Source organism: Streptococcus timonensis (assembly GCF_047463455.1).
GTDB lineage: Bacteria > Bacillota > Bacilli > Lactobacillales > Streptococcaceae > Streptococcus > Streptococcus timonensis_B.
This window is the reverse complement of sequence record NZ_JASHDV010000001.1, coordinates 295,170-318,951: the sequence shown is the minus strand read 5'-3', so window position 1 is coordinate 318,951 and position 23,782 is coordinate 295,170. Positions and strand designations below refer to the sequence as shown.

Annotated in this window: 29 protein-coding genes, 1 tRNA gene and 1 other annotated feature (1 of these 31 running past the window's edge); of the genes, 22 read left to right on the top strand and 8 right to left on the bottom strand. The window is 38.7% G+C overall.

Annotation, left to right across the window (positions count from 1 at the left end; all coding sequences use genetic code 11):
* The first annotated feature begins 45 nt into the window (after positions 1–45).
* The 10 genes from QM847_RS01635 (at position 46) to QM847_RS01590 (ending at position 8,215) form a co-directional block, all read left to right on the top strand.
* On the top strand, positions 46–1,332 hold the full coding sequence (locus QM847_RS01635) for a peptidase U32 family protein (RefSeq protein ID WP_006148665.1): 1,287 nt from the start codon (positions 46–48) through the stop codon (positions 1,330–1,332).
* A gap of 13 nt (positions 1,333–1,345) precedes the next feature.
* Positions 1,346–1,657 carry a CHY zinc finger protein gene (locus QM847_RS01630; protein WP_414353392.1) on the top strand — a complete coding sequence of 104 codons (312 nt, stop codon included), beginning with the start codon at positions 1,346–1,348 and terminating at the stop codon, positions 1,655–1,657.
* A 227-nt stretch (positions 1,658–1,884) separates the two neighbouring features.
* Entirely contained in the window at positions 1,885–2,085 is a 201-nt protein-coding gene (locus QM847_RS01625) for a F0F1 ATP synthase subunit C (RefSeq protein ID WP_414339294.1), read from the top strand.
* Between the two features lie 32 nt (positions 2,086–2,117).
* Positions 2,118–2,834, top strand: a complete 717-nt coding sequence (gene atpB, locus QM847_RS01620; protein ID WP_414353391.1) for a F0F1 ATP synthase subunit A — start codon at positions 2,118–2,120, stop codon at positions 2,832–2,834.
* Between the two features lie 18 nt (positions 2,835–2,852).
* Positions 2,853–3,347: a F0F1 ATP synthase subunit B gene (gene atpF / locus QM847_RS01615; protein ID WP_006148662.1), complete on the top strand. Its 495-nt coding sequence runs from the start codon at positions 2,853–2,855 to the stop codon at positions 3,345–3,347.
* Entirely contained in the window at positions 3,347–3,883 is a 537-nt protein-coding gene (locus QM847_RS01610) for a F0F1 ATP synthase subunit delta (protein ID WP_006152681.1), read from the top strand. The genes atpF and QM847_RS01610 overlap by 1 nt, the downstream gene beginning before the upstream one ends.
* Positions 3,884–3,897: 14 nt before the next feature.
* Entirely contained in the window at positions 3,898–5,403 is a 1,506-nt protein-coding gene (gene atpA, locus QM847_RS01605) for a F0F1 ATP synthase subunit alpha (protein ID WP_414353390.1), read from the top strand.
* Between the two features lie 15 nt (positions 5,404–5,418).
* Positions 5,419–6,297, top strand: coding sequence for a F0F1 ATP synthase subunit gamma (locus QM847_RS01600; protein WP_254724098.1), 879 nt, complete (start codon positions 5,419–5,421; stop codon positions 6,295–6,297).
* Positions 6,298–6,378: 81 nt separating this feature from the next.
* A complete protein-coding gene (gene atpD / locus QM847_RS01595) occupies positions 6,379–7,785 on the top strand; it encodes a F0F1 ATP synthase subunit beta (protein WP_142557023.1) in 1,407 nt (468 codons plus the stop codon).
* Between the two features lie 10 nt (positions 7,786–7,795).
* Positions 7,796–8,215 carry a F0F1 ATP synthase subunit epsilon gene (locus tag QM847_RS01590; RefSeq protein WP_414353389.1) on the top strand — a complete coding sequence of 140 codons (420 nt, stop codon included), beginning with the start codon at positions 7,796–7,798 and terminating at the stop codon, positions 8,213–8,215.
* A gap of 30 nt (positions 8,216–8,245) precedes the next feature.
* On the opposite strand, the gene QM847_RS01585 is transcribed toward QM847_RS01590, so the two are convergent.
* Positions 8,246–9,259 carry a lactonase family protein gene (locus QM847_RS01585; RefSeq protein WP_414353388.1) on the bottom strand — a complete coding sequence of 338 codons (1,014 nt, stop codon included), beginning with the start codon at positions 9,257–9,259 and terminating at the stop codon, positions 8,246–8,248.
* A gap of 188 nt (positions 9,260–9,447) precedes the next feature.
* On the opposite strand from QM847_RS01585, the gene QM847_RS01580 reads away from it, so the two are divergent.
* The 4 genes from QM847_RS01580 (at position 9,448) to QM847_RS01565 (ending at position 13,223) form a co-directional block, all read left to right on the top strand.
* Positions 9,448–10,611, top strand: a complete 1,164-nt coding sequence (locus tag QM847_RS01580) for an AI-2E family transporter (RefSeq protein WP_414353387.1) — start codon at positions 9,448–9,450, stop codon at positions 10,609–10,611.
* Positions 10,601–11,833 (top strand): tetratricopeptide repeat protein, encoded by a 1,233-nt coding sequence (locus QM847_RS01575; RefSeq protein ID WP_414353386.1) that lies wholly within the window; start codon positions 10,601–10,603, stop codon positions 11,831–11,833. The genes QM847_RS01580 and QM847_RS01575 overlap by 11 nt, the downstream gene beginning before the upstream one ends.
* A gap of 169 nt (positions 11,834–12,002) precedes the next feature.
* Positions 12,003–12,839 carry a DegV family protein gene (locus tag QM847_RS01570; RefSeq protein ID WP_414353385.1) on the top strand — a complete coding sequence of 279 codons (837 nt, stop codon included), beginning with the start codon at positions 12,003–12,005 and terminating at the stop codon, positions 12,837–12,839.
* A 108-nt stretch (positions 12,840–12,947) separates the two neighbouring features.
* A complete protein-coding gene (locus QM847_RS01565; RefSeq protein ID WP_075567710.1) occupies positions 12,948–13,223 on the top strand; it encodes an HU family DNA-binding protein in 276 nt (91 codons plus the stop codon).
* Positions 13,224–13,408: 185 nt separating this feature from the next.
* Here QM847_RS01565 and QM847_RS01560 read toward each other — a convergent pair whose 3' ends face one another.
* Both QM847_RS01560 and QM847_RS01555 read right to left on the bottom strand, forming a co-directional pair.
* Positions 13,409–13,651 carry a type B 50S ribosomal protein L31 gene (locus QM847_RS01560; protein ID WP_096408869.1) on the bottom strand — a complete coding sequence of 81 codons (243 nt, stop codon included), beginning with the start codon at positions 13,649–13,651 and terminating at the stop codon, positions 13,409–13,411.
* A gap of 92 nt (positions 13,652–13,743) precedes the next feature.
* Entirely contained in the window at positions 13,744–14,682 is a 939-nt protein-coding gene (locus QM847_RS01555) for a DHH family phosphoesterase (RefSeq protein ID WP_414353384.1), read from the bottom strand.
* A gap of 103 nt (positions 14,683–14,785) precedes the next feature.
* Between QM847_RS01555 and QM847_RS01550 the strand changes: the two genes are divergently transcribed.
* From QM847_RS01550 to QM847_RS01525, 6 genes are all read left to right on the top strand, one after another.
* On the top strand, positions 14,786–15,229 hold the full coding sequence (locus QM847_RS01550; RefSeq protein WP_269797817.1) for a flavodoxin: 444 nt from the start codon (positions 14,786–14,788) through the stop codon (positions 15,227–15,229).
* A 115-nt stretch (positions 15,230–15,344) separates the two neighbouring features.
* The gene (locus QM847_RS01545) at positions 15,345–15,614 is read left to right on the top strand and encodes a chorismate mutase (RefSeq protein WP_269797816.1); all 270 of its coding nucleotides are present in this window, start codon (positions 15,345–15,347) and stop codon (positions 15,612–15,614) included.
* Entirely contained in the window at positions 15,607–15,981 is a 375-nt protein-coding gene (gene crcB, locus QM847_RS01540; RefSeq protein ID WP_269797815.1) for a fluoride efflux transporter CrcB, read from the top strand. Before QM847_RS01545 ends, crcB (QM847_RS01540) begins: the two co-directional genes overlap by 8 nt.
* Positions 15,975–16,304 (top strand): fluoride efflux transporter CrcB, encoded by a 330-nt coding sequence (gene crcB, locus QM847_RS01535; RefSeq protein ID WP_269797814.1) that lies wholly within the window; start codon positions 15,975–15,977, stop codon positions 16,302–16,304. The genes crcB (QM847_RS01540) and crcB (QM847_RS01535) overlap by 7 nt, the downstream gene beginning before the upstream one ends.
* Positions 16,305–16,422: 118 nt before the next feature.
* Positions 16,423–16,770 carry a 50S ribosomal protein L19 gene (rplS, locus tag QM847_RS01530; RefSeq protein WP_001068669.1) on the top strand — a complete coding sequence of 116 codons (348 nt, stop codon included), beginning with the start codon at positions 16,423–16,425 and terminating at the stop codon, positions 16,768–16,770.
* A gap of 41 nt (positions 16,771–16,811) precedes the next feature.
* A tRNA-Arg gene (locus QM847_RS01525) sits at positions 16,812–16,883 on the top strand.
* Positions 16,884–17,292: 409 nt separating this feature from the next.
* On the opposite strand, the gene QM847_RS01520 is transcribed toward QM847_RS01525, so the two are convergent.
* The 3 genes from QM847_RS01520 to QM847_RS01510 are packed head-to-tail and all read right to left on the bottom strand — an operon-like array spanning position 17,293 to position 20,114.
* Positions 17,293–17,943: a hypothetical protein gene (locus QM847_RS01520; protein WP_414353383.1), complete on the bottom strand. Its 651-nt coding sequence runs from the start codon at positions 17,941–17,943 to the stop codon at positions 17,293–17,295.
* Between the two features lie 47 nt (positions 17,944–17,990).
* A complete protein-coding gene (gene yidA, locus QM847_RS01515) occupies positions 17,991–18,797 on the bottom strand; it encodes a sugar-phosphatase (protein WP_414353382.1) in 807 nt (268 codons plus the stop codon).
* Between the two features lie 12 nt (positions 18,798–18,809).
* Positions 18,810–20,114, bottom strand: a complete 1,305-nt coding sequence (locus QM847_RS01510) for an HD domain-containing protein (protein WP_269797811.1) — start codon at positions 20,112–20,114, stop codon at positions 18,810–18,812.
* 72 nt (positions 20,115–20,186) lie between these two features.
* On the opposite strand from QM847_RS01510, the gene QM847_RS01505 reads away from it, so the two are divergent.
* Positions 20,187–20,564 carry a DUF1934 domain-containing protein gene (locus QM847_RS01505; protein ID WP_269797810.1) on the top strand — a complete coding sequence of 126 codons (378 nt, stop codon included), beginning with the start codon at positions 20,187–20,189 and terminating at the stop codon, positions 20,562–20,564.
* A gap of 179 nt (positions 20,565–20,743) precedes the next feature.
* On the opposite strand, the gene QM847_RS01500 is transcribed toward QM847_RS01505, so the two are convergent.
* Both QM847_RS01500 and QM847_RS01495 read right to left on the bottom strand, forming a co-directional pair.
* Positions 20,744–21,826 (bottom strand): DEAD/DEAH box helicase, encoded by a 1,083-nt coding sequence (locus QM847_RS01500; protein WP_414353381.1) that lies wholly within the window; start codon positions 21,824–21,826, stop codon positions 20,744–20,746.
* Complete coding sequence (locus QM847_RS01495; protein ID WP_414353380.1) at positions 21,823–22,800, bottom strand: Gfo/Idh/MocA family protein; 978 nt, start codon at positions 22,798–22,800, stop codon at positions 21,823–21,825. The genes QM847_RS01500 and QM847_RS01495 overlap by 4 nt, the downstream gene beginning before the upstream one ends.
* A 147-nt stretch (positions 22,801–22,947) precedes the next feature.
* Here QM847_RS01495 and QM847_RS01490 point away from each other — a divergent pair, with 147 nt between their 5' ends.
* Positions 22,948–23,634 (top strand): YoaK family protein, encoded by a 687-nt coding sequence (locus QM847_RS01490; protein ID WP_269797807.1) that lies wholly within the window; start codon positions 22,948–22,950, stop codon positions 23,632–23,634.
* Positions 23,635–23,699: 65 nt separating this feature from the next.
* Positions 23,700–23,782, top strand: a sequence feature (ribosomal protein L21 leader region); it runs 5 nt beyond the window's last position.

The window sequence follows — 23,782 nt, the reverse complement described above, 5'->3', positions numbered from 1 at the left end:
GGTAAAGATTAGTGTCAAACTTTTATATTGCAAATAGGAGAAAACATGACAAAAACTTTGAAACGTCCTGAGGTTCTATCACCTGCAGGAACACTTGAAAAACTAAAAGTAGCTGTTCAATATGGAGCAGATGCTGTCTTTATCGGTGGTCAGGCCTATGGTCTTCGTAGCCGTGCAGGGAACTTTACTTTCGAACAAATGGAAGAAGGGGTACAGTTCGCGGCTAAATATGGAGCTAAGGTATATGTGGCTGCCAATATGGTTATGCACGAAGGAAATGAAGAAGGGGCCGGCGAATGGTTCCGTAAATTACGTGATATTGGGATTGCAGCGGTTATCGTATCAGATCCAGCCTTGATTATGATTGCAGCAACAGAAGCACCAGGACTTGAAATCCACCTTTCAACACAAGCAAGTGCGACTAACTACGAAACCCTAGAATTCTGGAAAGAACTTGGATTGACTCGTGTCGTTTTGGCGCGTGAGGTTTCTATGGAAGAATTGGCAGAAATCCGCAAACGTACAGACGTTGAGATTGAAGCTTTTGTACATGGAGCTATGTGTATCTCATATTCTGGCCGTTGTACCCTTTCTAACCACATGAGTATGCGTGATGCCAACCGTGGTGGATGTTCACAATCTTGCCGTTGGAAATATGACCTTTACGATATGCCCTTCGGTAAGGAACGTAAGAGTCTCAAGGGAGAAATTCCTGAAGAGTTCTCCATGTCTGCGGTTGATATGTCTATGATTGACCATATCCCTGATATGATTGAAAATGGTGTGGATAGTTTGAAGATTGAGGGTCGTATGAAGTCCATTCACTACGTTTCAACAGTAACAAACTGCTACAAGGCTGCTGTTGATGCCTATCTTGAGAGCCCTGAAAAGTTTGAAGCGATCAAGCAAGACTTGATTGATGAAATGTGGAAGGTTGCCCAACGTGAGTTGGCTACAGGTTTCTACTATGGGACACCATCTGAAAATGAACAACTGTTTGGTGCTCGTCGTAAGATTCCAGAATACAAGTTTGTTGCTGAAGTAGTAGCTTATGATGCTGCAACTCAGACAGCAACCATTCGCCAACGTAACGTTATCAACGAAGGTGACCAAGTTGAGTTCTACGGTCCAGGTTTCCGTCATTTTGAGACTTATATTGAAGACCTTCACGATGCTAAAGGAAATAAAATCGATCGCGCCCCAAATCCAATGGAACTTTTGACTATCAAGGTTCCTCAACCAGTAGAAGCTGGTGACATGGTACGTGCTTTGAAAGAAGGCCTGATCAATCTTTACAAAGAAGATGGAACAAGCGTCACAGTTCGTGCCTAGATAAGGAAAAAGAATGGTTCAAGCTCAGGGCTTACTAGTAGATCATGAAAGCAGATGTGTTCATTACCATGGTGATAAGGATATCGTAGCCTTACAGTGCTATGAGTGTCAGAAATACTATGCCTGTTATCAGTGTCATAATGAACTGGAGTCGCACATATTTTCTCCCTATCCTTTAAATCTGAAAGAGGATAGACCTATCTTATGTGGATCCTGTGGGAAAACACTAACGTATGAGGAGTATACAGAGACGGGCACTTGTCCATTTTGTGATGCTGCATTTAATCCAGCTTGTCAAAATCATTGCTCAATTTATTTCAGATAAGAACTGACAAATCCGAGTTGTAAAACTCGGATTTTTATTTTCAGAAAACAAGGAAAAAAAGCGAAAGAGGAATGAAAAGATAATAAAATTTTCTATATATTGTCTTGAAAATCGTAAAATTAGAAACAAAGGATTCAAAACGCTTTCATTACTAGTAAAAACTTGACAAAAGCCAATTTTAGGTCTAAACTTAAGAGGTAAATTTAAATTATTAAGGAGAATTCATCATGAATTTAACATTTTTAGGTCTTTGTTTTGCCTGTTTTGGTGTATCTGTTGCTGAAGGATTGATTATTAGTAATCTTTTCAAATCTGCTGCACGTCAACCTGAAATTATTGATCAATTACGTAGCCTTTTGATTCTTGGTATTGCTTTTGTAGAGGGTACCTTCTTTGTAACTTTGGCGATGGCATTCGTCATTAAATAGACTGCTCTATTTAGAAAAGGAGGTGTCAAACCTTGGAAGAAAGTGTGAATCCAACAATAAATATTGGACCAGTATCCTTTGATTTGACCCTACTAGCCATGTCTCTTGTAACTGTTTTGATGGTTTTTGCCTTTGTCTATTGGACAAGTCGCAAAATGTCCATCCGTCCCAAGGGCAAACAAAATGCTCTTGAGATGATTTATGATTTTGTTATCAGTTTTTCCAAGGGAAATATTGGAGAACATTACATCAAGGATTATTCCTTGTTTCTGTTTTCTCTTTTTATGTTTATCTTGGTAGCCAATAATATTGGCTTGATGGCAAAGATACAAACAACCAACGGTTATAACTTGTGGACTTCCCCAACTGCCAACCTCGGATACGATTTAGCCCTCTCATTGTTAATCACCTTGATTGCCCATGTAGAAGGAGTTCGTCGTAGAGGTTTTAAAGAATATTTGAAAGCATTCGCTACACCTGGCTTTATGACTCCGATGAACCTTTTAGAAGAGGTCACCAATTTTGCTTCTCTAGCAATTCGGATTTACGGAAATATCTTTGCCGGTGAGGTTTTAGCAGGATTGCTATTGGACTTGTCACAACATGCCTTGTATTGGTATCCTTTTGCCTTTATTGCAAACATGTTATGGACAGCATTTTCGATTTTCATTTCATGTATTCAAGCTTATGTATTTACCATGTTGTCATCTATGTACATTGGTAAAAAAATAAATGAAGGGGAAGAGTAAGTAGAGGAGGATTAGAAGATGGATTTAACTATTAGTACCATTATTGGTGACTTTATTCTGATCGCTGGTTCCTTCCTTTTATTGATCTTTTTAGTGAAGAAATATGCTTGGGGAAATATTACCAGTGTCTTAGATGAACGCGCTGAAAAGATTTCTTCAGATATTGATGGTGCCGAAGAAGCCCGTAAAAAGGCAGAGGAACTTGCTAGCAAACGTGAAGCTGAGTTAGCAGGCAGCCGTACCGAAGCTAAAACGATTATCGAGAATGCAAAGGAAACAGCTGAGAAAAGTAAAGCTGATATTTTGGCCGAAGCTAAACTTGAAGCTGGGCGCTTAAAAGAAAAAGCCAACCAAGAAATTGCTCAAAATAAAGCTGAAGCTTTACAAAGTGTTAAGGGAGATGTGGCAGACTTGACAATCAGTCTAGCTGGAAAAATTATCTCTCAAAACCTTGACGGTCAGGCCCATAAAGAACTCATTGATCAGTATATCGATCAGCTAGGAGAAGCTTAATGGACAAAAAGACTCTAAAGGTAATTGAAAAATACAGCATGCCTTTTGTCCAATTGGTGATTGAAAAAGGAGAAGAAGACTCTATTTTTTCAGACTTGTCTCAAATCAAGCAAGTAGCTGAAGAAACAGGCTTACCTTCTTTTTTAGCTCAGGTGGCAGTAGATGAGTCGGATAAAGAAAAAACGGTTCGTTTTTTCCATGACTCTGTGTCACCTTTAGTACAAAACTTTATCGAGGTTCTACTTTACAATCACAGATCAAACCTGTTTTATGATGTGATTGTAGATTGCTTGAATCGTCTTGAAAAAGAAACCAATCGTTTTGAAGTGACTATTTTGTCTGCACATCCTTTGACTGACGAACAGAAAGAACGACTAATTCCTCTAATCGAGAAAAAGATGTCTCTAAAAGTTCGTAGCATTAAGGAAAAAGTTGACGATAGTTTAATCGGTGGTTTTGTTATTTTTGCCAATCACAAGACAATTGATGTGAGTATTAAACAACAACTTAAAGTTGTTAAGGAAAATTTGAAATAGAAAGTGGTGTTCTTTTGGCAATTAACGCACAAGAAATCAGCGCTTTAATTAAGCAACAAATTGAAAATTTCAAACCCAATTTTGATGTGACTGAAACAGGTGTTGTAACCTACATTGGTGACGGGATTGCGCGTGCTCATGGTCTCGAAAATGCCATGAGTGGAGAGTTGTTGATTTTTGAAAACGGCTCTTATGGTATGGCGCAAAACTTAGAATCGACTGATGTTGGTATTATCATTCTAGGAGACTTTACAGATATTCGTGAAGGCGATACAATTCGTCGTACGGGTAAAATCATGGAAGTTCCTGTTGGTGATAGCTTGATTGGACGTGTTGTGGATCCGCTAGGTCGTCCAGTGGATGGTTTGGGACCAATTAACACAGACAAGACTCGCCCGGTTGAAGCACCAGCTCCTGGTGTTATGCAACGTAAGTCTGTCTCAGAACCATTGCAAACAGGTTTGAAAGCTATTGACGCCCTTGTACCAATCGGTCGTGGTCAACGTGAGTTGATTATCGGTGACCGTCAAACAGGGAAAACTACCATCGCAATTGACGCTATCTTGAACCAAAAAGGTCAAGATATGATTTGTATCTATGTTGCGATTGGACAAAAAGAATCAACAGTTCGTACACAAGTAGAAACACTTCGTCAGTACGGAGCCTTGGATTACACAATTGTTGTGACAGCCTCAGCTTCACAACCTTCTCCATTGCTCTTCCTTGCACCATATGCTGGGGTTGCTATGGCAGAGGAGTTCATGTACCAAGGTAAGCATGTGTTGATCGTTTATGATGATCTTTCCAAACAAGCGGTAGCTTATCGTGAACTTTCTCTCTTGCTCCGTCGTCCACCAGGTCGTGAAGCCTTCCCAGGAGATGTTTTCTACTTACATAGCCGTCTACTAGAGCGTTCTGCAAAAGTATCTGATGAGCTTGGTGGTGGTTCTATCACAGCTCTTCCATTTATTGAGACACAAGCAGGAGATATCTCAGCTTATATCGCTACAAACGTAATCTCAATCACTGATGGACAAATCTTCCTTGGTGATGGTCTCTTTAACGCAGGTATTCGTCCAGCTATAGATGCGGGTTCTTCTGTATCTCGTGTTGGTGGTTCAGCTCAGATTAAAGCCATGAAGAAGGTTGCTGGTACTCTTCGTATCGACCTTGCTTCCTATCGTGAGTTAGAAGCCTTCACTAAGTTTGGCTCAGATTTGGATGCCGCTACTCAGGCTAAATTGAATCGTGGCCGTCGTACTGTTGAAGTATTGAAACAACCAGTTCATAAACCACTACCTGTTGAGAAACAAGTAACCATTCTGTACGCCTTGACTCATGGATTCTTGGATACAGTTTCAGTGGATGATATTGTTCGTTTTGAGGAAGAATTTCATGCCTTCTTTGATGCGCAACATCCAGAGATTTTGGAAACTATTCGTGATACAAAAGACTTGCCAGAAGAAGCAGTCTTGGATGCTGCGATTACTGAGTTTCTCAACCAATCTAGCTTCCAATAAGAATAGAGGTGTCAGATGGCAGTATCTCTAAATGATATTAAAACAAAAATCGCCTCAACGAAAAATACTAGTCAAATTACTAATGCCATGCAGATGGTTTCTGCAGCTAAGTTAGGTCGTTCTGAAGAAGCTGCACGCAACTTCCAGATTTATGCTCAAAAAGTCCGTAAACTCCTTACAGATATCCTTCACGGAGATGGTGCTGGCGGATTAACGAATCCAATGTTGATTAGCCGCCCAGTCAAGAAAACAGGCTATATCGTCATTACTTCTGACCGTGGTCTTGTTGGAGGCTATAACTCTTCAATCTTAAAGGCAGTCATGGAACTTCAACAAGAATACCATCCTTCAGGTGATGATTTTGAAGTCATCTGTATTGGTGGTATGGGAGCAGACTTCTTTAAAGCTCGTGGTATTCAGCCAATTTATGAATTGCGTGGTCTAGCCAGCCAACCAAGCTTCGATGAAGTTCGCAAGATTATTTCAAAAACTATTGAAATGTATCAAAATGAACTTTTCGATGAGCTCTATGTTTGCTACAACCACCACGTGAATACACTGACAAGTCAAATGCGTGTGGAGCAGATGCTTCCAATTGTCGACTTGGACCCAAATGAAGCAGATGATAACTACAGCTTGACATTTGAGCTTGAAACAAGTCGTGAAGAAATCTTGGATCAGCTATTGCCACAGTTTGCAGAAAGTATGATTTACGGTGCTATAATTGATGCCAAGACAGCTGAAAATGCGGCAGGGATGACGGCAATGCAGACAGCAACAGATAATGCTAAAAAAGTTATCAATGATTTGACTATCCAGTATAACCGTGCCAGACAGGCGGCGATTACACAAGAAATTACAGAAATCGTAGCAGGAGCTAGTGCTTTAGAATAAAGCAATACTGCTCAGAGAAATGAACTTAGGACCTAGTCATACTAGGAACCGATAGTATCTTATACAGAATAGGAGAAGTAGATGAGTTCAGGTAAAATTGCTCAGGTTATCGGTCCTGTTGTAGACGTCTTGTTTGCACCAGGTGAGAAACTACCAGAGATTAATAATGCACTTGTCGTCTACAAAAATGACGAAAGAAAAACAAAAATCGTCCTTGAAGTAGCCTTGGAGTTGGGAGATGGTATGATTCGGACCATCGCTATGGAATCAACTGATGGCTTGACCCGTGGTTTGGAAGTATTGGACACAGGCCGTCCAATCTCAGTACCAGTTGGGAAAGAAACTCTAGGACGTGTCTTCAACGTTTTGGGAGATACCATTGACTTGGAAGCTCCTTTTGGTGAAGATGCAGAGCGTCAGCCAATTCATAAAAAAGCACCAACTTTTGATGAATTGTCTACCTCTTCAGAAATTCTAGAAACTGGGATCAAGGTTATCGACCTTCTTGCTCCTTACCTTAAAGGTGGTAAGGTCGGACTCTTCGGTGGTGCCGGAGTTGGTAAGACCGTATTGATCCAAGAATTGATTCACAACATTGCCCAAGAACACGGTGGGATCTCAGTATTTACTGGTGTTGGGGAACGTACTCGTGAAGGGAATGACCTTTACTGGGAAATGAAGGAATCAGGCGTTATCGAGAAAACAGCCATGGTATTTGGTCAGATGAATGAGCCACCTGGAGCACGTATGCGTGTTGCCCTTACTGGTTTGACAATCGCTGAATACTTCCGTGATGTAGAAGGTCAAGACGTTCTTCTTTTCATTGACAATATTTTCCGTTTCACTCAAGCAGGTTCAGAAGTGTCTGCCCTCTTGGGCCGTATGCCTTCAGCCGTTGGTTACCAGCCAACCCTCGCAACAGAAATGGGTCAATTGCAAGAACGTATCACGTCAACCAAGAAAGGTTCTGTAACTTCTATCCAGGCTATTTACGTGCCAGCGGATGACTATACAGACCCAGCTCCAGCAACAGCCTTTGCTCACTTGGATTCTACAACAAACTTGGAACGTAAATTGGTTCAATTGGGTATCTACCCAGCCGTTGATCCACTTGCTTCAAGCTCACGTGCCTTGGCACCTGAAATCGTTGGAGAAGAGCACTATGCAGTAGCTGCGGAAGTGAAACGTGTTCTTCAACGTTACCATGAGTTGCAAGATATTATCGCCATCCTTGGTATGGATGAACTTTCTGATGAAGAAAAAACCTTGGTTGCACGTGCACGTCGTATCCAGTTCTTCTTGTCACAAAACTTCAACGTTGCTGAGCAATTCACTGGTCAACCAGGTTCTTATGTTCCAGTAGCTGAAACAGTTCGTGGTTTCAAGGAAATCCTTGAAGGAAAATATGACCACCTACCAGAAGATGCCTTCCGTGGTGTTGGTTCAATCGAAGATGTGATTGCTAAGGCAGATAAAATGGGATTTTAAGAGGTGATCTATGGCTCAGTTAACTGTCCAGATCGTGACACCAGATGGTCTCGTCTATGATCACCATGCCAGCTTTGTATCGGTTCGAACTCTGGATGGTGAGATGGGAATCTTGCCACGACATGAAAATATGATTGCTGTGCTAGCAGTGGACGAGGTAAAAGTTAAGCGTATTGATGATGAATCTCATGTTAACTGGATTGCAGTTAACGGAGGAATTATCGAGATCGCTAATAATGTGATTACTATCGTCGCAAACACAGCTGAACGTGCCCGGGATATTGATATTAGTCGTGCAGAACGTGCCAAACTTCGTGCGGAACGTGAAATTGAAGAAGCGCAAGACAAGCACCTAATCGACCAAGAGCGTCGTGCAAAAATTGCTCTTCAGCGTGCTATTAATCGTATCAATGTCGGAAATAGATTATAAAAAAAGAACTTGAGTTAATCAAGTTCTTTTTTATTTTTTAAAGGCAATGCAAACCCCTTCTGGTACCTGGAAGTCATTAGATAGTTCAGCTAAACGACCGTTTTCAGAATTACGTTTAAATACAGTAACATTATCAGAATCTTGGTGAACAGCGAGTAAAAATTCTTGATCGGGAGTTAAATCAAAATCTCGCGGAGTTTTACCATTTGTTGGAACAAATTCAAGTAGTTCTAGACTGCCATCAGCAAGAATCGTATATACAACAATTGAGTCATGTCCACGATTAGAAGCATAGAGATATTTACCATCTTTTGATAATCGGATAGCAGCAGTTCCGTTAAAATCATTGAATCCCTCTGGTAGAGTTGAGATGGTCTGTATGCGTTCAAATTCACCAACACCATCATAGATTAAGACTTCAATTGTATTATTCAATTCGCAAATAAGGTAAGCTATTTTATAATGATGGTGAAAAACAAGATGGCGAGGACCTGCTCCTGGATTACTATGGTAAGTCGCAATTTCTGTTAATTGACCTTCAGAGCTCAAGTCATATGTAGTAACTTGGTCAGTCCCCAAATCACAGGTAAGAAGATATTTATCTGGTGTTAAGTCAGCAAAATGAACGTGAGGAGAAGCTTGATTTTCATGTGGCCCATGGCCACTATGTTGATCCATATCGGCTAATTCAAGACTTCCGTCCTCTTTACGTTTATATACAAGAACTTGTCCTTTATGGTAGTTAGCAGCATAAACAAGATTTCGTTTATCATCCACTGAAACATAGCAATGGGGTGCCCCTTCTTCAACGACGTGATTAAGTAGGGTACCATCAGTCTGATAAGCAGCAATTCCTCCTTGACCATCTTTGCTAGCAACAGTGTAGAGATGATTAGCATCATCAAATGCTAGATAGGTTGGACTCGGTTCGTTTGCAAAGAGTCTTAAATGTGATAATTGGCCAGTTTTTGTATCAAAATCAGCCTTATAAATTCCTTGGGAAGTCCGTCGAGTATAGGTCCCAAAATAGACAGTTTCTTTCATATTCATACCTCTAAATAAATATGGTTCTATTATACCATAAAACAAATGACTGGTTTTAAAATGCTACCAGAGCGAAAACAAAAAATAGTAAAAAAATATAATTCTATCCTTTGTCGGAGGACCATTTTTAAAATGCCTTATTTTCTCTAAAAATGGTATAATGATAGAACAAAGGAAAGGAAGATGAAATGGAACAAAAAGAGAAACAGTTTAACCTTTCATGGTTTTTTAAATGGTTTTTAGATAACAAAGCCGTTACAGTTTTCCTAGTAGCCTTGCTATTAGGCCTCAATATTTTTATACTCAGTAAAATCAGCTTTTTATTTATACCTGTAATAGACTTTCTATCCGTAGTTATGTTGCCGGTTATTTTATCAGGACTGCTCTTTTACCTTTTAAATCCACTAGTAGATTTAATGGAGAAGTACAAGATAAACCGTGTTTTAGCCATTAGTATTATCTTTGTCATTATTGCCATTTTCTTGATTGTTGGACTGGCCGTTGCCATTCCAAACCTTCAACGTCAAGTAGTTGCTTTTGCGCAAAATGTACCGACTTATCTCGAAGATGCTGACAGAGTTATTGATGATCTTGTTACCAAGCGTTTGCCAGATGACTTTAGACCCCAACTGGAGCAAGTTTTAGCTAATTTTTCAACACAAGCAACTGCTTGGGCAAGTAATATTTCTTCTAAAGCTGTTAACTGGGTGAGTGCTCTTATCAGTGGAACTTCTCAGGTCATTGTCGCTCTTATTATCATGCCATTTATGCTCTTTTATCTCCTTCGAGATGGAAAAGGGCTGAGAGATTACATTACTCAATTTCTACCAAATAAATTGAGAGAACCAGTTGGTAAGGTATTAACAGATGTCAACCAGCAACTTTCTAACTATGTAAGAGGTCAAATCACAGTGGCTGTAATCGTTGCTATCATGTTTATTATCTTGTTCAAGATAATAGGACTTAGGTATGCTATTACTTTAGGAATCACTGCAGGTATCCTCAATCTAGTACCTTATCTTGGAAGTTTTCTAGCAATGCTTCCAGCTCTAGTACTAGGTCTAATAGCAGGACCAGTCATGCTATTAAAAGTTATCATTGTTTTCATTGTTGAGCAAACAATAGAGGGACGTTTTGTTTCTCCACTGATTTTGGGTAGCCAATTGAATATTCACCCGATCACTATCCTTTTTGTTCTTTTGACTTCAGGATCTATGTTTGGTATCTGGGGAGTCTTGCTTGGTATCCCAATCTATGCTTCTGCAAAAGTTGTAATTTCAGCTATTTTTGAATGGTATAAGCAAGTAAGTGGACTCTACGAAAATGTAGAGGAGGTTGAGAGTGAACAATAGTCAACAAATGCTTGAGGCCTTGGGTCAACAAGATTTGGCCAAAGCAGATTCCTATTTTCAAAAAGCAATAGAGGAAGACTCTGATGAAGTTCTGCTTGAACTTGCTTCTTATTTAGAAGGTATTGGGTTTTATCCTCAAGCTAGTCAAATCTATGAAAAATTATCGACTAAATATCCAGAAGTTAATATTAATTTAGCATCTATTGCTAGTGAAGATGGCTTAATAGAAGAAGCCTTTGCATATCTGGAGAATATAAGTCCAGAAAGTGAGTGGTATGTCTCAGCTCTAGTATTAAAGGCCGATTTGTACCAGATAGAAGGCTTGACGGATGTTGCGCGTGAGAAACTCCTAGAAGCCCGTAATTACTCTGATGATCCTCTCCTAATATTTGGTCTAGCAGAATTAGATAGTGAGCTAGGAAACGATTTAGAAGCGATTAAGGGATATGCCCAACTTGATAATCGTTCCATTTACCAACAGACTGGAATATCTACCTATCAGCGTATAGGACTTTCCTATGCAAAACTTGGCAAGTTTGAGTCAGCAATCGAATTTTTAGAAAAAGCAATAGAATTAGAATATGATGATCAAACAGCCTTTGAATTAGCAAGCCTTTATTTTGATAAAGAGGAATACCAGAAAGCCGTCCTATACTTTAAACAACTAGATACTATTTCTCCTGATTTTGAGGGTTATGAGTATGGTTATAGTCAAGCACTTCATAAAGAGCATCAGACAGAAGAGGCTCTTAAAATAGCTCAACAGGGTTTGTCAAAAAATCCTTTTGAAACTCGTCTCTTACTCCATGCTTCTCAGTTATCTTACGAATTGCATCAACCGGAACAAGCGGAGGCTTATTTACTACAAGCACAAGAGGATGCTGAAGATCAGGAAGAGATTTTGTTACGCTTAGGGACACTCTATCAAGAACAGGAACGTTATGAGGATATTATAGCTTTAAAAATATACGAACCTGAAAATCTTTTGACTAAATGGATGATTGCAAAAAGTTACCAAGAGCTTGAGGAGCTTGAGTCTGCAGATGAACTCTATCAGGAACTTGCTCCAGACCTTAAGGACAATCCAGAGTTCTTGGAACAGTATATTTATTTATTAAGAGAGTTGGGTAAGGTAGAAGAAGCTAGAGACTTGATTCAAGCTTACCTGCAATTAGTACCAGATGATTTACAAATGCAAGATTTGTATGATTATTTATCTTAAATATAAAAGATAATCACCGAGCATAGGTGATTTTCTTTTTGTCGATAAAAAGAAATATAAATTGCTTGAAAATTAGATGGATTGAGTATGAACTTTTATTTTTTTTTTGATATAATTGATATAGTTAAATGAAACCAATTTTATTTGAAAAAATAGAAAGATTAGAGATATGACACAAGTAAAGATTGTAACAGATTCTTCTGTTACTATTGAACCAGAACTCGTTAAAGAATTAAACATTACAGTTGTACCATTGTCTGTAATGATTGACAGTGTTCTTTATTCTGATGCAGATTTGAAAGAAGGAGAATTCCTCCGCTTGATGCAAGCAAGTAAAAATCTTCCAAAAACAAGCCAACCTCCAGTTGGACTCTTTGCTGAGATTTTTGAAGAACTTGGGAAAGACGGTAGTAAGATCCTAGCAATTCATATGTCCCATGCCCTTTCTGGAACTGTAGAAGCAGCGCGTCAAGGAGCAAGTTTATCAACTGCAGATGTCACTGTTTTGGATAGTTCATTCACAGATCAGGCATTGAAGTTCCAAGTTGTCGAAGCTGCTAGATTAGCCCAAGAAGGACAAGACTTGGAAGCCATTGTTTCCCATGTCGAAGAAGTTAAACAAAATACAGAGCTTTATATTGGTGTTTCTACCTTGGAAAATCTTGTAAAAGGTGGCCGTATTGGTCGAGTTACTGGTCTCTTGAGTTCACTTCTAAATATTCGCGTTGTTATGCAAATGAAAGATAATGAATTGCAACCGATTGTTAAAGGACGTGGATCAAAAACCTTTAAAAAATGGTTGGATGAGTTAGTTGTATCTCTTTCAAGTCGTTCAGTCGCAGAAATTGGTATTTCTTATGCAGGTACTAGTGACTGGGCAAATGAAATGAAAGCTGTTCTACAACCTTACGTTGAAAAATCAATTTCAGTCCTAGAAACAGGCTCAATTATCCAAACTCACACGGGTGAAAATGCCTGGGCTATCCTAATTCGATATAATTCCTAAAAAAACAGAGAAAAAGTTAAATAAATAGTGTTTTTAGCTTGACCTAAAGGGAATTTTAGGTTATGATTATAAGTGTTAATTAGAAAAAATTTTGGAGGATTCATTAACATGGCAAACAAACAAGATTTGATCGCTAAAGTAGCAGAAGCTACAGAATTGACTAAAAAAGATTCAGCAGCAGCAGTTGACGCTGTATTTAAAGCAGTAACTGAATTCCTTTCTGCTGGTGAAAAAGTTCAATTGATCGGTTTCGGTAACTTTGAAGTTCGTCACCGTGCAGCTCGTAAAGGTCGCAACCCACAAACTGGTAAAGCGATCAAGATCAAAGCTTCTAAAGTTCCAGCATTCAAAGCTGGTAAAGCCCTTAAAGAAGCAGTTAAATAATAACTTTACAAAAAGCCTGTTGTATCAAGCATTTAAGCTTGTGTGACAGGCTTTTTTTAGTTGTGAGGGGGACTGGGAATGCTATGCCATGCTATGCTGATAGTCACCTATAGTGGAATAGCAGTGGTAGTTGATTCTTAATTCGAAGAAACAAAAAAGAACAGTCGTAACTGTTCTTTTTATGATTATTTGAGACCGTATTTTTTGTTGAAACGATCCACGCGTCCATCTGCTTGAGTGAACTTTTGACGTCCAGTGTAGAATGGGTGTGAGTCTGATGAAATTTCCACACGGATCAATGGGTAAGTTTCACCTTCGAACTCAACAGTTTCGTTAGTGCGCTTAGTTGAACCGCTAAGGAATTGGTAACCAGTAGTTGTGTCCATGAAGACAACTGGGCGATATTCTGGATGGATATCTTTTTTCATTTTGCAATATTTCCTTTCTGCCATGGTCTCTTTGCGAGCCATAGATTGTTACCTTAATAGTCTATCAGATTATGACTAGTTTGGCAAGTCTTTTATTTATTTTTCAGTAAGTTTTTTAACTTTTGATAGATGACTTCATTTTCTTCTAAGCTATAGGAATTAGCACCACTAGCTAGTGGATGTCCCCCACCGTCATGTTCTTTGGCTACTTCATTGATAGGGACCGATTTACTGCGCAAACGAACACGATAATGTCCATCAGCTTGCTCTACAAAGATTCCCCATAGGTTGACGTCTTCTATGCGGCCTGGTGCACCAACAATAGCTGCTGTTTCAGCATCAGTTACCTGATAATGCTGGAGAATATCATGCGTTAGTAGGATGCGGGCAGCCCCATTCTCATCCACTTCCAGATGATCATAGATATAACCTTGAAGTCTGGCAATTTTATAGCTGATTGTATCCATATGACGTGTAAGTCCAGCATAATCAAAATCATACTCTCTCAGTTGACTCGCTATACGGAGGGTTCGAGCAGAAGTTGCTGGAAAGAGGAAACGACCAGTATCTCCAATAATACCAGCAGACAAGAGGTAAGCGGCCTGGTCAGATAATTCAAGTTCGGTTTCCTCAGCAAAGATAGCTATCATCTCGCTTGCACTACTAGAAGTCGTATCTACCCAAAGGATATCACCATACTCCTCGTCATTGGGATGGTGATCGATTTTGATAATTGTCTCGGCATTAAGGTAACGTTTATCATCGATTCGAGCAGTATTGGCTGTATCACAGATAATGGCAAGTGCTCCTTCAAATTCTTGATCTTCTACCTCATCCATTTTGGCTAACCAAGTTAGGGTAGGCAAATCATAGCCAACAACTTTAATCTTTTTATCAGGAAAATTATACTGGAGCAGTTCTTTAAGACCAACTTGGCTTCCCAAGGCATCGGGGTCTGCTCTCATGTGACGGTGAATAATAATTGTATCGTATTTTTTTATTTTTTCTAAAATTTGGTGACAAATTTCCATAATGAACCTCAATTCTTTCTCATTTCATTGTAGCACAAGAGTTTTTATTTTTAAAATGAAAAAGATGTGATATAATGGAGAAAGATTAATTGAGGAGGACCTTATGGCATTAGCAAAAATTGTATTTGCCAGTATGACCGGTAATACTGAAGAAATCGCAGATATTGTAGCAGATAAATTAAGAGAATGTGGTTTAGATGTCGATGTTGATGAGTGTACAACAGTTGATGCTTCTGACTTTTTAGAAGCAGACATCGCCATTGTCGCAACCTACACTTACGGAGATGGAGAATTACCAGATGAGATGATGGACTTCTACGAAGACCTAGCAGACCTCAACTTGAGCGGTAAAATCTATGGTGTAGTCGGATCAGGTGATACTTTCTACGATGAATTCTGTAAAGCTGTTGATGACTTCGACCGAGTATTTATCGCTACTGGAGCTGAAAAGGGTTCAGAGTGCGTCAAAGTAGACCTATCTGCAGAAGAAGAAGATATTGAACGTTTGGAGCAATTTGCAGAAGAATTGGCTGCCAAAGTGGTATAAGCATGAACTTGCACTGATGATAGTTGTCAGTGCACTTTTTTGTTAGATATGCCTATGAATAACTTGACTATTTAGTAGCTTTGTACACAATGATTCAAATAAAGAAGGAGACTCAATGGATTTAGATATTATTAGACAAGAAATTGATCAAATTGATGACCAAATCGTAAAACTCTTAGAAGAAAGAATGCATCTAGTTGAGGGTGTAGTTGCTTATAAAAAGTCTACAGGAAAACCAATCTTGGATACCAAAAGAGAAGAAGTTATCTTTGAAAAAGTCAGAAATCTTATAAAAAATGACCAGTATCAAGAAAGTATAGTAGCGACATTTTCTGACATTTTAAAAAATTCTCGTCAATATCAGGATAAATCATTAAATGAATAAAAAACAGTTCAATACATTAGGGATTTTTCTAGCTGCTATGTTGGGTGGTCTTGTCCGCTATCTCGTTTCCACTTGTTTTCCAGCTAGTCCAGACTTTCCATGGGGAACTCTCCTTGTCAACTATCTAGGTATAATTTGCTTAGTATACTTGGTTAAGGGCTATCTAGTTCATAAAGGAACAAGTAAGGGCCTTATTCTAGCACTCGGTACGGGCTTTTGTGGTGGTTTAACAACCTTTTCTAGCCTCATGTTAGATGCTGTGAAATTGCTGGATACTGGCCGTTATTTGAGCTTGGTAATCTACCTAGTTTTGAGCATTGGCGGAGGACTTTTATTGGCTTACTACTTGGGGAGGAAGAAATGGTAATCGTCTATCTTACAATTGCTTGTGGGCTTGGTGCCCTAGTTCGTTATTTTTTTTCTCGTTATAATAAAGATTTCATAATGCCACTAGGAACACTCATAGCCAATCTTATGGGTTGTTTCCTGATAGGTTTACTCTATAATCATGTGGATTCCAAGGAAGTCTATACCATCCTAGCTACAGGATTTTGTGGAGGTTTGACGACTTTTTCAACTTTGAATGAAGAGCTACAGAGACTGCTTAGTGACAGGAAGGTGTTTTACAGCTATTTTCTCTTAACTTACTTAGGAGGTTTAGTAGCGATTTTTTTAGGAATTCTGCTATAAATTTCTTTACTTTTTTGTGGAAATTTGGTAAACTGTATCTTGTGTGTAATGGACACACAAAAATACAGTTTATCCGCTGAGGAAGTTTCCTCAAGATTGACAAAGATAGGAGAATAAAATGAATCCATTAATCCAAAGCTTGACTGAAGGTCAACTTCGTACAGATATCCCTTCATTCCGTCCTGGTGACACTGTTCGTGTACACGCGAAAGTTGTCGAAGGTAACCGTGAACGTATCCAGATTTTTGAAGGTGTTGTTATTGCACGTAAAGGTGCTGGCATCTCAGAAAACTACACAGTTCGTAAAATCTCTAACGGTGTAGGTGTTGAGCGTATCTTCCCAATCCACACTCCACGTGTTGAAAAGATCGAAGTTGTTCGTTACGGTAAAGTACGTCGTGCGAAATTGTACTACTTGCGTGCACTTCAAGGTAAGGCAGCTCGTATCAAAGAAATCCGTCGTTAATTCGATAAAAAAACTCTGCTGTAAGGCAGAGTTTTTCTCTAGCTCCCTTAGTTCAATGGATATAACAACTCCCTCCTAAGGAGTAGTTGCAGGTTCGATTCCTGCAGGGGGCATATAAACTATTGATTTTACTGCTTGTTTGAGGTCTTTTGCCTCAAATTAGCTCCTAATTCTGTGAATTTCTCTCTAACTTCTGAGTTACTTGCCTCTTCTAATGAAATACAGAAAGGAAGGAGTAGCTCATTTTCTCTTTTAGTTGCTACAATTTGTGCAACTCTTTTTGTTGGGAAACCATCTTACTCAGCCTTTTTATATTTTCCGTCCAGAGTTTTATAAGAAATACGATATTCCCATTTACTATTTACTATTTACTATTTTCTATTTTTTCAGTATGATGCTATCTTCTTTTCATCTCAGTTATTGATAAAATGGGTATAAGAAAACGACCTTTTGAATAGTTATTTCTTATAATGGAAATCCCCACACTCAAAATTTAGCGACGGCGAGTGTGGGGATTATTATTTAGTTATTTACTTTGACTTTCATTGTTTTATTGAAGATACCACTTTCTTCTGCAATAGTTGTATCATCTTCCACTTTCACATATAACTTAGGAGAGTTAGTAGAACCCAAATCATAGCCATTTTCTATCGCCCAATTTTTAAAAGTGCTTTCTTTAATTTGGTAAATTTTGTCAGCAATTTGTTGAATTTCTACTTTAGAATAATATTTAGCTTCTTGAGGAAGATACAAGTAAATTAAACTATTTCCTACTGGTTTAGTTAAAACCTGATAGCCTGTATTTGCTAACTGATTATTGATTTCAGTAGTCAAATGAATAGAGAATTCTGTATTAGATGCTTCTGTATATTTAGGACCATCATTTTTTATTTCTTGGGTAGTAGTTGTTTCACTTTTTGTTTCACTAGTTTTTTCTTCTTTTGTGTTTTCTGTACTCTCAGATGATGTGACTGCTTGAGTTGTAACTGGTTTTGTGATTTCATTTTTGGTTGTATTTTCGCTAGAGAACGTTCCAATAATAAGAAGAGAGCCTATCAGAACAGCGATTGAAATATTTCTATTCCTTTTGTTTGGGCTTTTTTTGATAAAATACCAAATGCCAAATCCTGAAACTAAAACGATTAACGTTAAAACATTTTTTAAAATTTCCATTTTTTTAAACTCCTACTATTTTCTTAAATTCTTCCTGAATTATAATGTTACAAGACCCAAGTTCGAATAGCATGGGCAACGCCTGATTCATCATTTGTTTTGGTGATGTATTTGGCGATTTTTTTGAGTTCTGGGTTTCCGTTTTCCATAACAACGGGGTTTCCAACGACTTCGAGCATGGCGCGGTCATTTTCTTCGTCACCGATCGCCATGGTTTCATCCTTACTTAGTCCAAGTTTCTCAGCTAGGTGAGTGATAGCAGATCCTTTGTCCACATCCTTTTTAAGGAGTTCTAGGTAAAATGGAGCAGATTTGTTGATAGAGTATCGCTCGTAAAATTCTACTGGAATCTTTTCAATAGCTGCATCGAGAATTTCTGGTTCGTCGATAAACATACATTTGACGATTTCTTTATCAGCCATTTCTTCAGGAGTGCGGTAAAAGATAGGCATGCTGACGAGGGTTGATTCGTGTACAGTGTATTTTCCGATATTACGATTGGCTGTATAGATACCATCTTTGGTAATAGCATGCATATGGACTCCAAGTTTACGGCTTAGAAATTCCATATCCAGATAGTCTTCGTAGATCAAGGATTCGCTAATAATCTCATGTCCTGTAGCAGTTTCCTGAACAAGGGCACCGTTGAAGGTTACAACGTAGTCCCCTTCGTCTCGCAATTGCAAGTCGTCAAGAAGTTTGGCAACACCTGCAATAGGACGGCCGGTTGCAATGACAACCTTGACTCCAGCTCTTTTAGCATCTTGGATAGCTGCAAAGACTTCAGGAGTAATTTCTTTTTGGCTATTGACTAGGGTACCATCGATATCAACGGCGATTAGTTTTATACTCATAAATTTCCTCTATTATTTCTTATCTAGGGTAAAATGATCATTCTCAATCAAATGTGAAAATTGTTGAATGATACTAGTGAAAATACTGTTTTGCTGAAGCATTTCTTTAGGGAAGTAGAAACGGTTGTCCCCATGACGGCTTCCTGCAAGAGATTGAACGATAGGAGATAGGCTAGAAAGTTCTGCCAACTCGCCATTTTTTTGGACAATCTCAATTTGTGTTCTTGGATTTTCGGACTCAGGTCGATAAATATCGTAAGGAAGGTCAAAATTCTTGTGGATAGCTGTGTAATAGTTAGGGTCAAAACCAATTTCTTCGACAAAATTCCGCATGATTTCAAGTTGGTCTTGGTCATCCTGTGAAAAAGTAATAGATTTGAAGACCTTACGGTTGATAAAACGTTGCGAAAGATCAGCTAAAATTTTGTCAGTACTAGTCATCCAGAGCTGGAAGTAGGTATTCATAACACCATCGTCTAGCGCAAGATAGTCAGACAAGCTAACATTTTTCTCAAAAAATGGTAGTAGATGAGGTGAAGTACGAGCAAAGAAATCTTTATTGTCAGGATAGAGTTCTTTGGCACGTTTCAAAAGATTTTGCAGGAGAACCTCCATGGCTCGTGTAGCTGGGTGGAAATAAACCTGCATATACATTTGATAGCGACTAAGGACATAATCCTCGATGGCGTGCATCCCATTCCGTTGAAAGGCAATGCCATTTTCAACAGGACGAATGACACGAAGAATACGTGTCAGATCAAACTGGCCATAAAAAGCACCGGTGAAGTAGGAGTCGCGCAGGAGATAATCCATACGGTCTGCATCAATCTGACTAGAAATGAGTTGAACGACTTGTTTGTTGGGATAGGTGTGATCAATGACACTAGCAACCTTTTTAGGGAAGTCAGGCGCCACCTGTAACAAGACCTGGTGAATCTCTGTGTCAGGACTTTGAATGATATCTTGTGTGATAGCCTCATGATTGGTATCAAAAAGATTTTCAAAAGTATGCGAATAGGCACCATGTCCGAGGTCATGTAGAAGAGCTGCAGTCATGGTTAAGAGAGATTCACTAGAGTCCCATTCTTCAGGATATTTCTCCTCAAAAATTTCCGTAATTTGCCTAGCAATTTCATAGACTCCTAGACAGTGAGAAAAGCGACTATGCTCTCCACCATGAAAGGTATAACTGGATGTACCCAACTGCTTGATTCGACGAAGCCGTTGAAATTCTTTTGTATTAATCAGGTCATAAATAACCTGATTATTAACGTGGATATAGTTGTGAACAGGGTCACGAAATACTTTTTCATTCATAAGACCATTATAGCAAATTCCTTGCCTTTTTGGTAAAATAGTAGGGATAAGTGAGAAGAAAGAGGAATAGTTGTGAAGATTCGAATGAGAAATAAAATTCAGTTTGACGACCAGCTGGAAGTAGTCGATCAACTTTATGATGTTGAACTACGTGAAAAGGGAGATTTTTCCTATCTTCTTTTCTACAATGAAGACCAAGAAAAAGTAGTTTTGAAATTTAATGGGGAGGAACTGGTCATGTCACGTTTCTCAAATCCTAGGACCATCATGCGTTTTCTGAAGGATTCTGATAGTTTAGCCTATATTCCGACACCTATAGGCATGCAGGAGTTTATCATCCAAACAAGCCACTATGAAGTTGGTGAAGAGAAGATTGAACTAGCCTATCAACTACAAAACAAAGAAGGAGTTGCTTTTGCCAACTATCGATTAGAAATTACTTGGGGATAAGAAAAAGAGGCTGGGACAAAAGTTCTAGCCTCTCAATTGTCTTTGGATTGTCGAGCAAGACGCAGTGGTTGAGTGGGCTCTACTACGCTGATTTCATCAGCTTTTACAGCCCTACTCAACTGTGCGGAGGTGGGACGACGAAATCGAATTCTAACGAATTGCCGATTTCTGTCCCACTCTCATTTGATATACAGTTCCTGATTTTTTAGGACGATTTCACGTACGCTTGCAAATTTCTTAAGTTTTTTAAGTTCTTCTGGATGGGTTACAAGGGTGATGACATAGCCATCTTTACCCATGCGTCCTGTACGACCCGCACGGTGAGTGTAAGTTTCCGTGTCTCTAGGGACATCAAAGTTAATCACGCATTCCAAGTTATCAATGTCAATACCACGTGCTAGAAGGTCTGTCGCAAGAAGTAGGGTAAGTTGATTATCTTTGAATTTTTCTAGGATAACTTTTCTAAATTTAACGTTGACATCGCTCGCAAGTGAAACAGCTAAAACATCGCGATATTGTAATTTTTCCTCAGCGCTTCCAAGGTCTGACAAGCTATTAAAGAAGACCAATCCACGGAAATCTTCTACATGGGCGAGTTTACGAAGCATATCTACTCGATGGCGTTGGTCCACTTGCATGTAGAAGTGTTGAATATTGTCTAACTTTTGGTCTGATAGATCAATGATACGAGTGTTAGGTGCAATCTTATCTTGGTCAAATTTGGTAGTGGCACTCATGTAAATAAGTTGATGGTCACGAGGTGCATAGTTGGTAATTTTTTCAACAAAATGAATTTGAGAATCATCAAGGAGTTGATCGAATTCATCAAGAATGATAGTCTCTACGTTCATCATCTTGATTTTTTTCAATTTGATGAGTTCAAAGATACGACCAGGTGTTCCAATTAAAATTTCTGGCCCTTTTTTCAGACGCTCAATTTGGCGTTTTTGGCTCGAACCTGATAAAAATAGCTGAGCTGTTAAGCCAATGGCCTCACCCCAAGTTTTAGTTACATCAAAAATTTGTCCAGCAAGTTCGGTATTAGGTGCCAAGATCAATAGTTGTTGGGCTTTTTTCTTTTGGAGTTTAAGTAAACTAGGTAGGAGATAGGCTAAGGTCTTACCTGTTCCGGTAGGACTGACTCCAAGTAGGTTTTCCCCTTCTGTTATAGGTTCAAAAAGTTGAATTTGAATGGGAGTAAATTCTTGGAATCCCAGTTGATCAATCAATTCTTGCCATTCGGTAGGTAGTTTGGTTTTCATTTTTCTGCCTCAAATCTAATGCCAGCATCCTGGCGCATAGCGTAAAGTAGGTCGTGGACATGTGTTGTATCTTCAATCCACGATTGGTAGAGAGTTTGCTCTGGTTGCTTGATCATGTTTGCAAATGCAGCAACTTCCTCAGTCATCGTATGAGGAGCTTGTTGGATAGGAAGTTGAAGTTCATTTCCTTTATGGTCTGTAAAAATAGCTGATTGAATATGCTCGATTGTATTGAGAGCCAATGTTCCGTCAGTTGTATAAATCTCACAAGGAAGATTAGAAGTGATATTTTTTCCTGCTTTGATATGTACTTGATAGTCAGTATAGGAAAGAATGCCGTCTCCATTTAAATCAATAGAGTTTTCAAGTTGTTGGGCTACATAGTTGGCATCAAGTGGTTTTCCAAATAAGCGAATCGATGCGTAGAGAGGATAAATTCCTAAATCCATAAGTGCACCGCCAGCAAAACGATCTGAGAAAACATTAGGAGTATCGCCAGTAAGGAGGTTAGGCATTTTAGAAGAGTATTTGGCATAGTTAAAATCTGCACCAAGAATTTGTTTGTTTGCAAGAAAGTTCTTAATTGTAGCGAAAGCATCTTCGTGGTAGTTACGTGCCGCTTCGAAGATAAAACATTGATGCTCCTTAGCAGTTTGAACCAAATCCTGCCATTCATGCGGTTGAGTAACAGCTGGTTTTTCAAGGATGACGTGTTTACCAGAAAGTAAAGCAGCCTTAGCTTGAGAGTAGTGCAAAGAATTTGGACTTGCAATATAGATGACATCAAAGGAGCTTGCTAAAAAAGCATCCATCTGATCAAATAAGTCAACATTGTTGTAGATACAAGCAAAATTTTCAGCAGTTTCTAGTTTTCTAGAGTAGACTGCGACTAACTGATACTCTCCACTAGCATGAGCAACCTCTATAAAATGATGACTTATAGCACTAGTTCCGATAATCCCAAGTTTTAGCATAGACTCTCCTTATTCCTTGATTTGATTGTATTCATTATATCATAGAAAAGAAGAAGTAGCCAAAGCAAGATAATTCTTAATTTTGATGCTTCGAAATTTTATTAAAAAATGATACAATAGTCTTTTATAACAAAAAAGGAGTTTAGTATGAGATTATTACCTATGAGAAAAATTTCTCGTCATTCAAAACGATTGGCGCTTTTTTTGACTTTCTGTGCAGGCTATGTTGATGCCTATACCTTTATCGAAAGAGGAAATACCTTAGTTGCGGGACAGACAGGTAATGTTGTCTTTTTATCTGTAGGATTAGTGCAAGAGAATGTAGCAGACGTAGAAGAAAAAGTTTTAACACTTTTGTCCTTTATGTTGGGAGTATTTCTACTAACTATTTACAAGGAAAAACTGAAAATTGTAAAAAAACCAATCTTATCCCTTGTTCCTTTGGCGCTTTTGTCTTTAATTATCGGATTTGTTCCTTTAACGGTTGACAATCACTTTATTGTTCCACCATTAGCCTTTTGTATGGGGCTTGTAACAACAGCTTTTGGAGAAGTTTCAGGAATTGCTTATAACAATGCTTTTATGACAGGAAATATAAAACGAACTATGCTTGCCTTTGGCGATTATATACGTACCAAACATACTCCTTATTTACGGGAAGGAATCATATTTGTTACTCTCCTGGCTAGTTTTGTCCTTGGTGCAGTCGTGTCAGCCTATTTAACCATCTTTTATGAAGAAAAGACGATTTTAGGAATTCCGATAATGATGTGTATTTTTTATGCTAGTATGCTTTTTGCTAAATTTCAGGAAAAAAATAAAGAAATAGCTTGAATTTTAATGACAAATACTTGTCAAAAATATAGAATCATGCTATACTTGTAGAGTTGACTATGCACATTCCTGTGCAACCGCACGAACATCGTAACTTGAATCTTCAAGTTTAAGTGGTTCGTCCCACGATGCTAGGCGAGTCTTCACA

Coding starts and splice junctions, on each gene's coding strand:
- QM847_RS01600 (WP_254724098.1), top strand. CDS start 5,419: ATGGCAGTATCTCTAAATGATATTAAAACAAAAATCGCCTCAACGAAA.
- QM847_RS01580 (WP_414353387.1), top strand. CDS start 9,448: ATGGAACAAAAAGAGAAACAGTTTAACCTTTCATGGTTTTTTAAATGG.
- QM847_RS01490 (WP_269797807.1), top strand. CDS start 22,948: ATGAGATTATTACCTATGAGAAAAATTTCTCGTCATTCAAAACGATTG.
- yidA (WP_414353382.1), bottom strand. CDS start 18,797: ATGAGTATAAAACTAATCGCCGTTGATATCGATGGTACCCTAGTCAAT.
- QM847_RS01550 (WP_269797817.1), top strand. CDS start 14,786: ATGGCATTAGCAAAAATTGTATTTGCCAGTATGACCGGTAATACTGAA.
- QM847_RS01590 (WP_414353389.1), top strand. CDS start 7,796: ATGGCTCAGTTAACTGTCCAGATCGTGACACCAGATGGTCTCGTCTAT.
- atpD (WP_142557023.1), top strand. CDS start 6,379: ATGAGTTCAGGTAAAATTGCTCAGGTTATCGGTCCTGTTGTAGACGTC.
- QM847_RS01520 (WP_414353383.1), bottom strand. CDS start 17,943: ATGGAAATTTTAAAAAATGTTTTAACGTTAATCGTTTTAGTTTCAGGA.
- rplS (WP_001068669.1), top strand. CDS start 16,423: ATGAATCCATTAATCCAAAGCTTGACTGAAGGTCAACTTCGTACAGAT.
- QM847_RS01560 (WP_096408869.1), bottom strand. CDS start 13,651: ATGAAAAAAGATATCCATCCAGAATATCGCCCAGTTGTCTTCATGGAC.
- QM847_RS01545 (WP_269797816.1), top strand. CDS start 15,345: ATGGATTTAGATATTATTAGACAAGAAATTGATCAAATTGATGACCAA.
- QM847_RS01585 (WP_414353388.1), bottom strand. CDS start 9,259: ATGAAAGAAACTGTCTATTTTGGGACCTATACTCGACGGACTTCCCAA.
- QM847_RS01495 (WP_414353380.1), bottom strand. CDS start 22,800: ATGCTAAAACTTGGGATTATCGGAACTAGTGCTATAAGTCATCATTTT.
- QM847_RS01610 (WP_006152681.1), top strand. CDS start 3,347: ATGGACAAAAAGACTCTAAAGGTAATTGAAAAATACAGCATGCCTTTT.
- crcB (WP_269797815.1), top strand. CDS start 15,607: ATGAATAAAAAACAGTTCAATACATTAGGGATTTTTCTAGCTGCTATG.
- QM847_RS01625 (WP_414339294.1), top strand. CDS start 1,885: ATGAATTTAACATTTTTAGGTCTTTGTTTTGCCTGTTTTGGTGTATCT.
- atpF (WP_006148662.1), top strand. CDS start 2,853: ATGGATTTAACTATTAGTACCATTATTGGTGACTTTATTCTGATCGCT.
- QM847_RS01555 (WP_414353384.1), bottom strand. CDS start 14,682: ATGGAAATTTGTCACCAAATTTTAGAAAAAATAAAAAAATACGATACA.
- QM847_RS01500 (WP_414353381.1), bottom strand. CDS start 21,826: ATGAAAACCAAACTACCTACCGAATGGCAAGAATTGATTGATCAACTG.
- QM847_RS01630 (WP_414353392.1), top strand. CDS start 1,346: ATGGTTCAAGCTCAGGGCTTACTAGTAGATCATGAAAGCAGATGTGTT.
- QM847_RS01510 (WP_269797811.1), bottom strand. CDS start 20,114: ATGAATGAAAAAGTATTTCGTGACCCTGTTCACAACTATATCCACGTT.
- crcB (WP_269797814.1), top strand. CDS start 15,975: ATGGTAATCGTCTATCTTACAATTGCTTGTGGGCTTGGTGCCCTAGTT.
- QM847_RS01565 (WP_075567710.1), top strand. CDS start 12,948: ATGGCAAACAAACAAGATTTGATCGCTAAAGTAGCAGAAGCTACAGAA.
- QM847_RS01635 (WP_006148665.1), top strand. CDS start 46: ATGACAAAAACTTTGAAACGTCCTGAGGTTCTATCACCTGCAGGAACA.
- QM847_RS01570 (WP_414353385.1), top strand. CDS start 12,003: ATGACACAAGTAAAGATTGTAACAGATTCTTCTGTTACTATTGAACCA.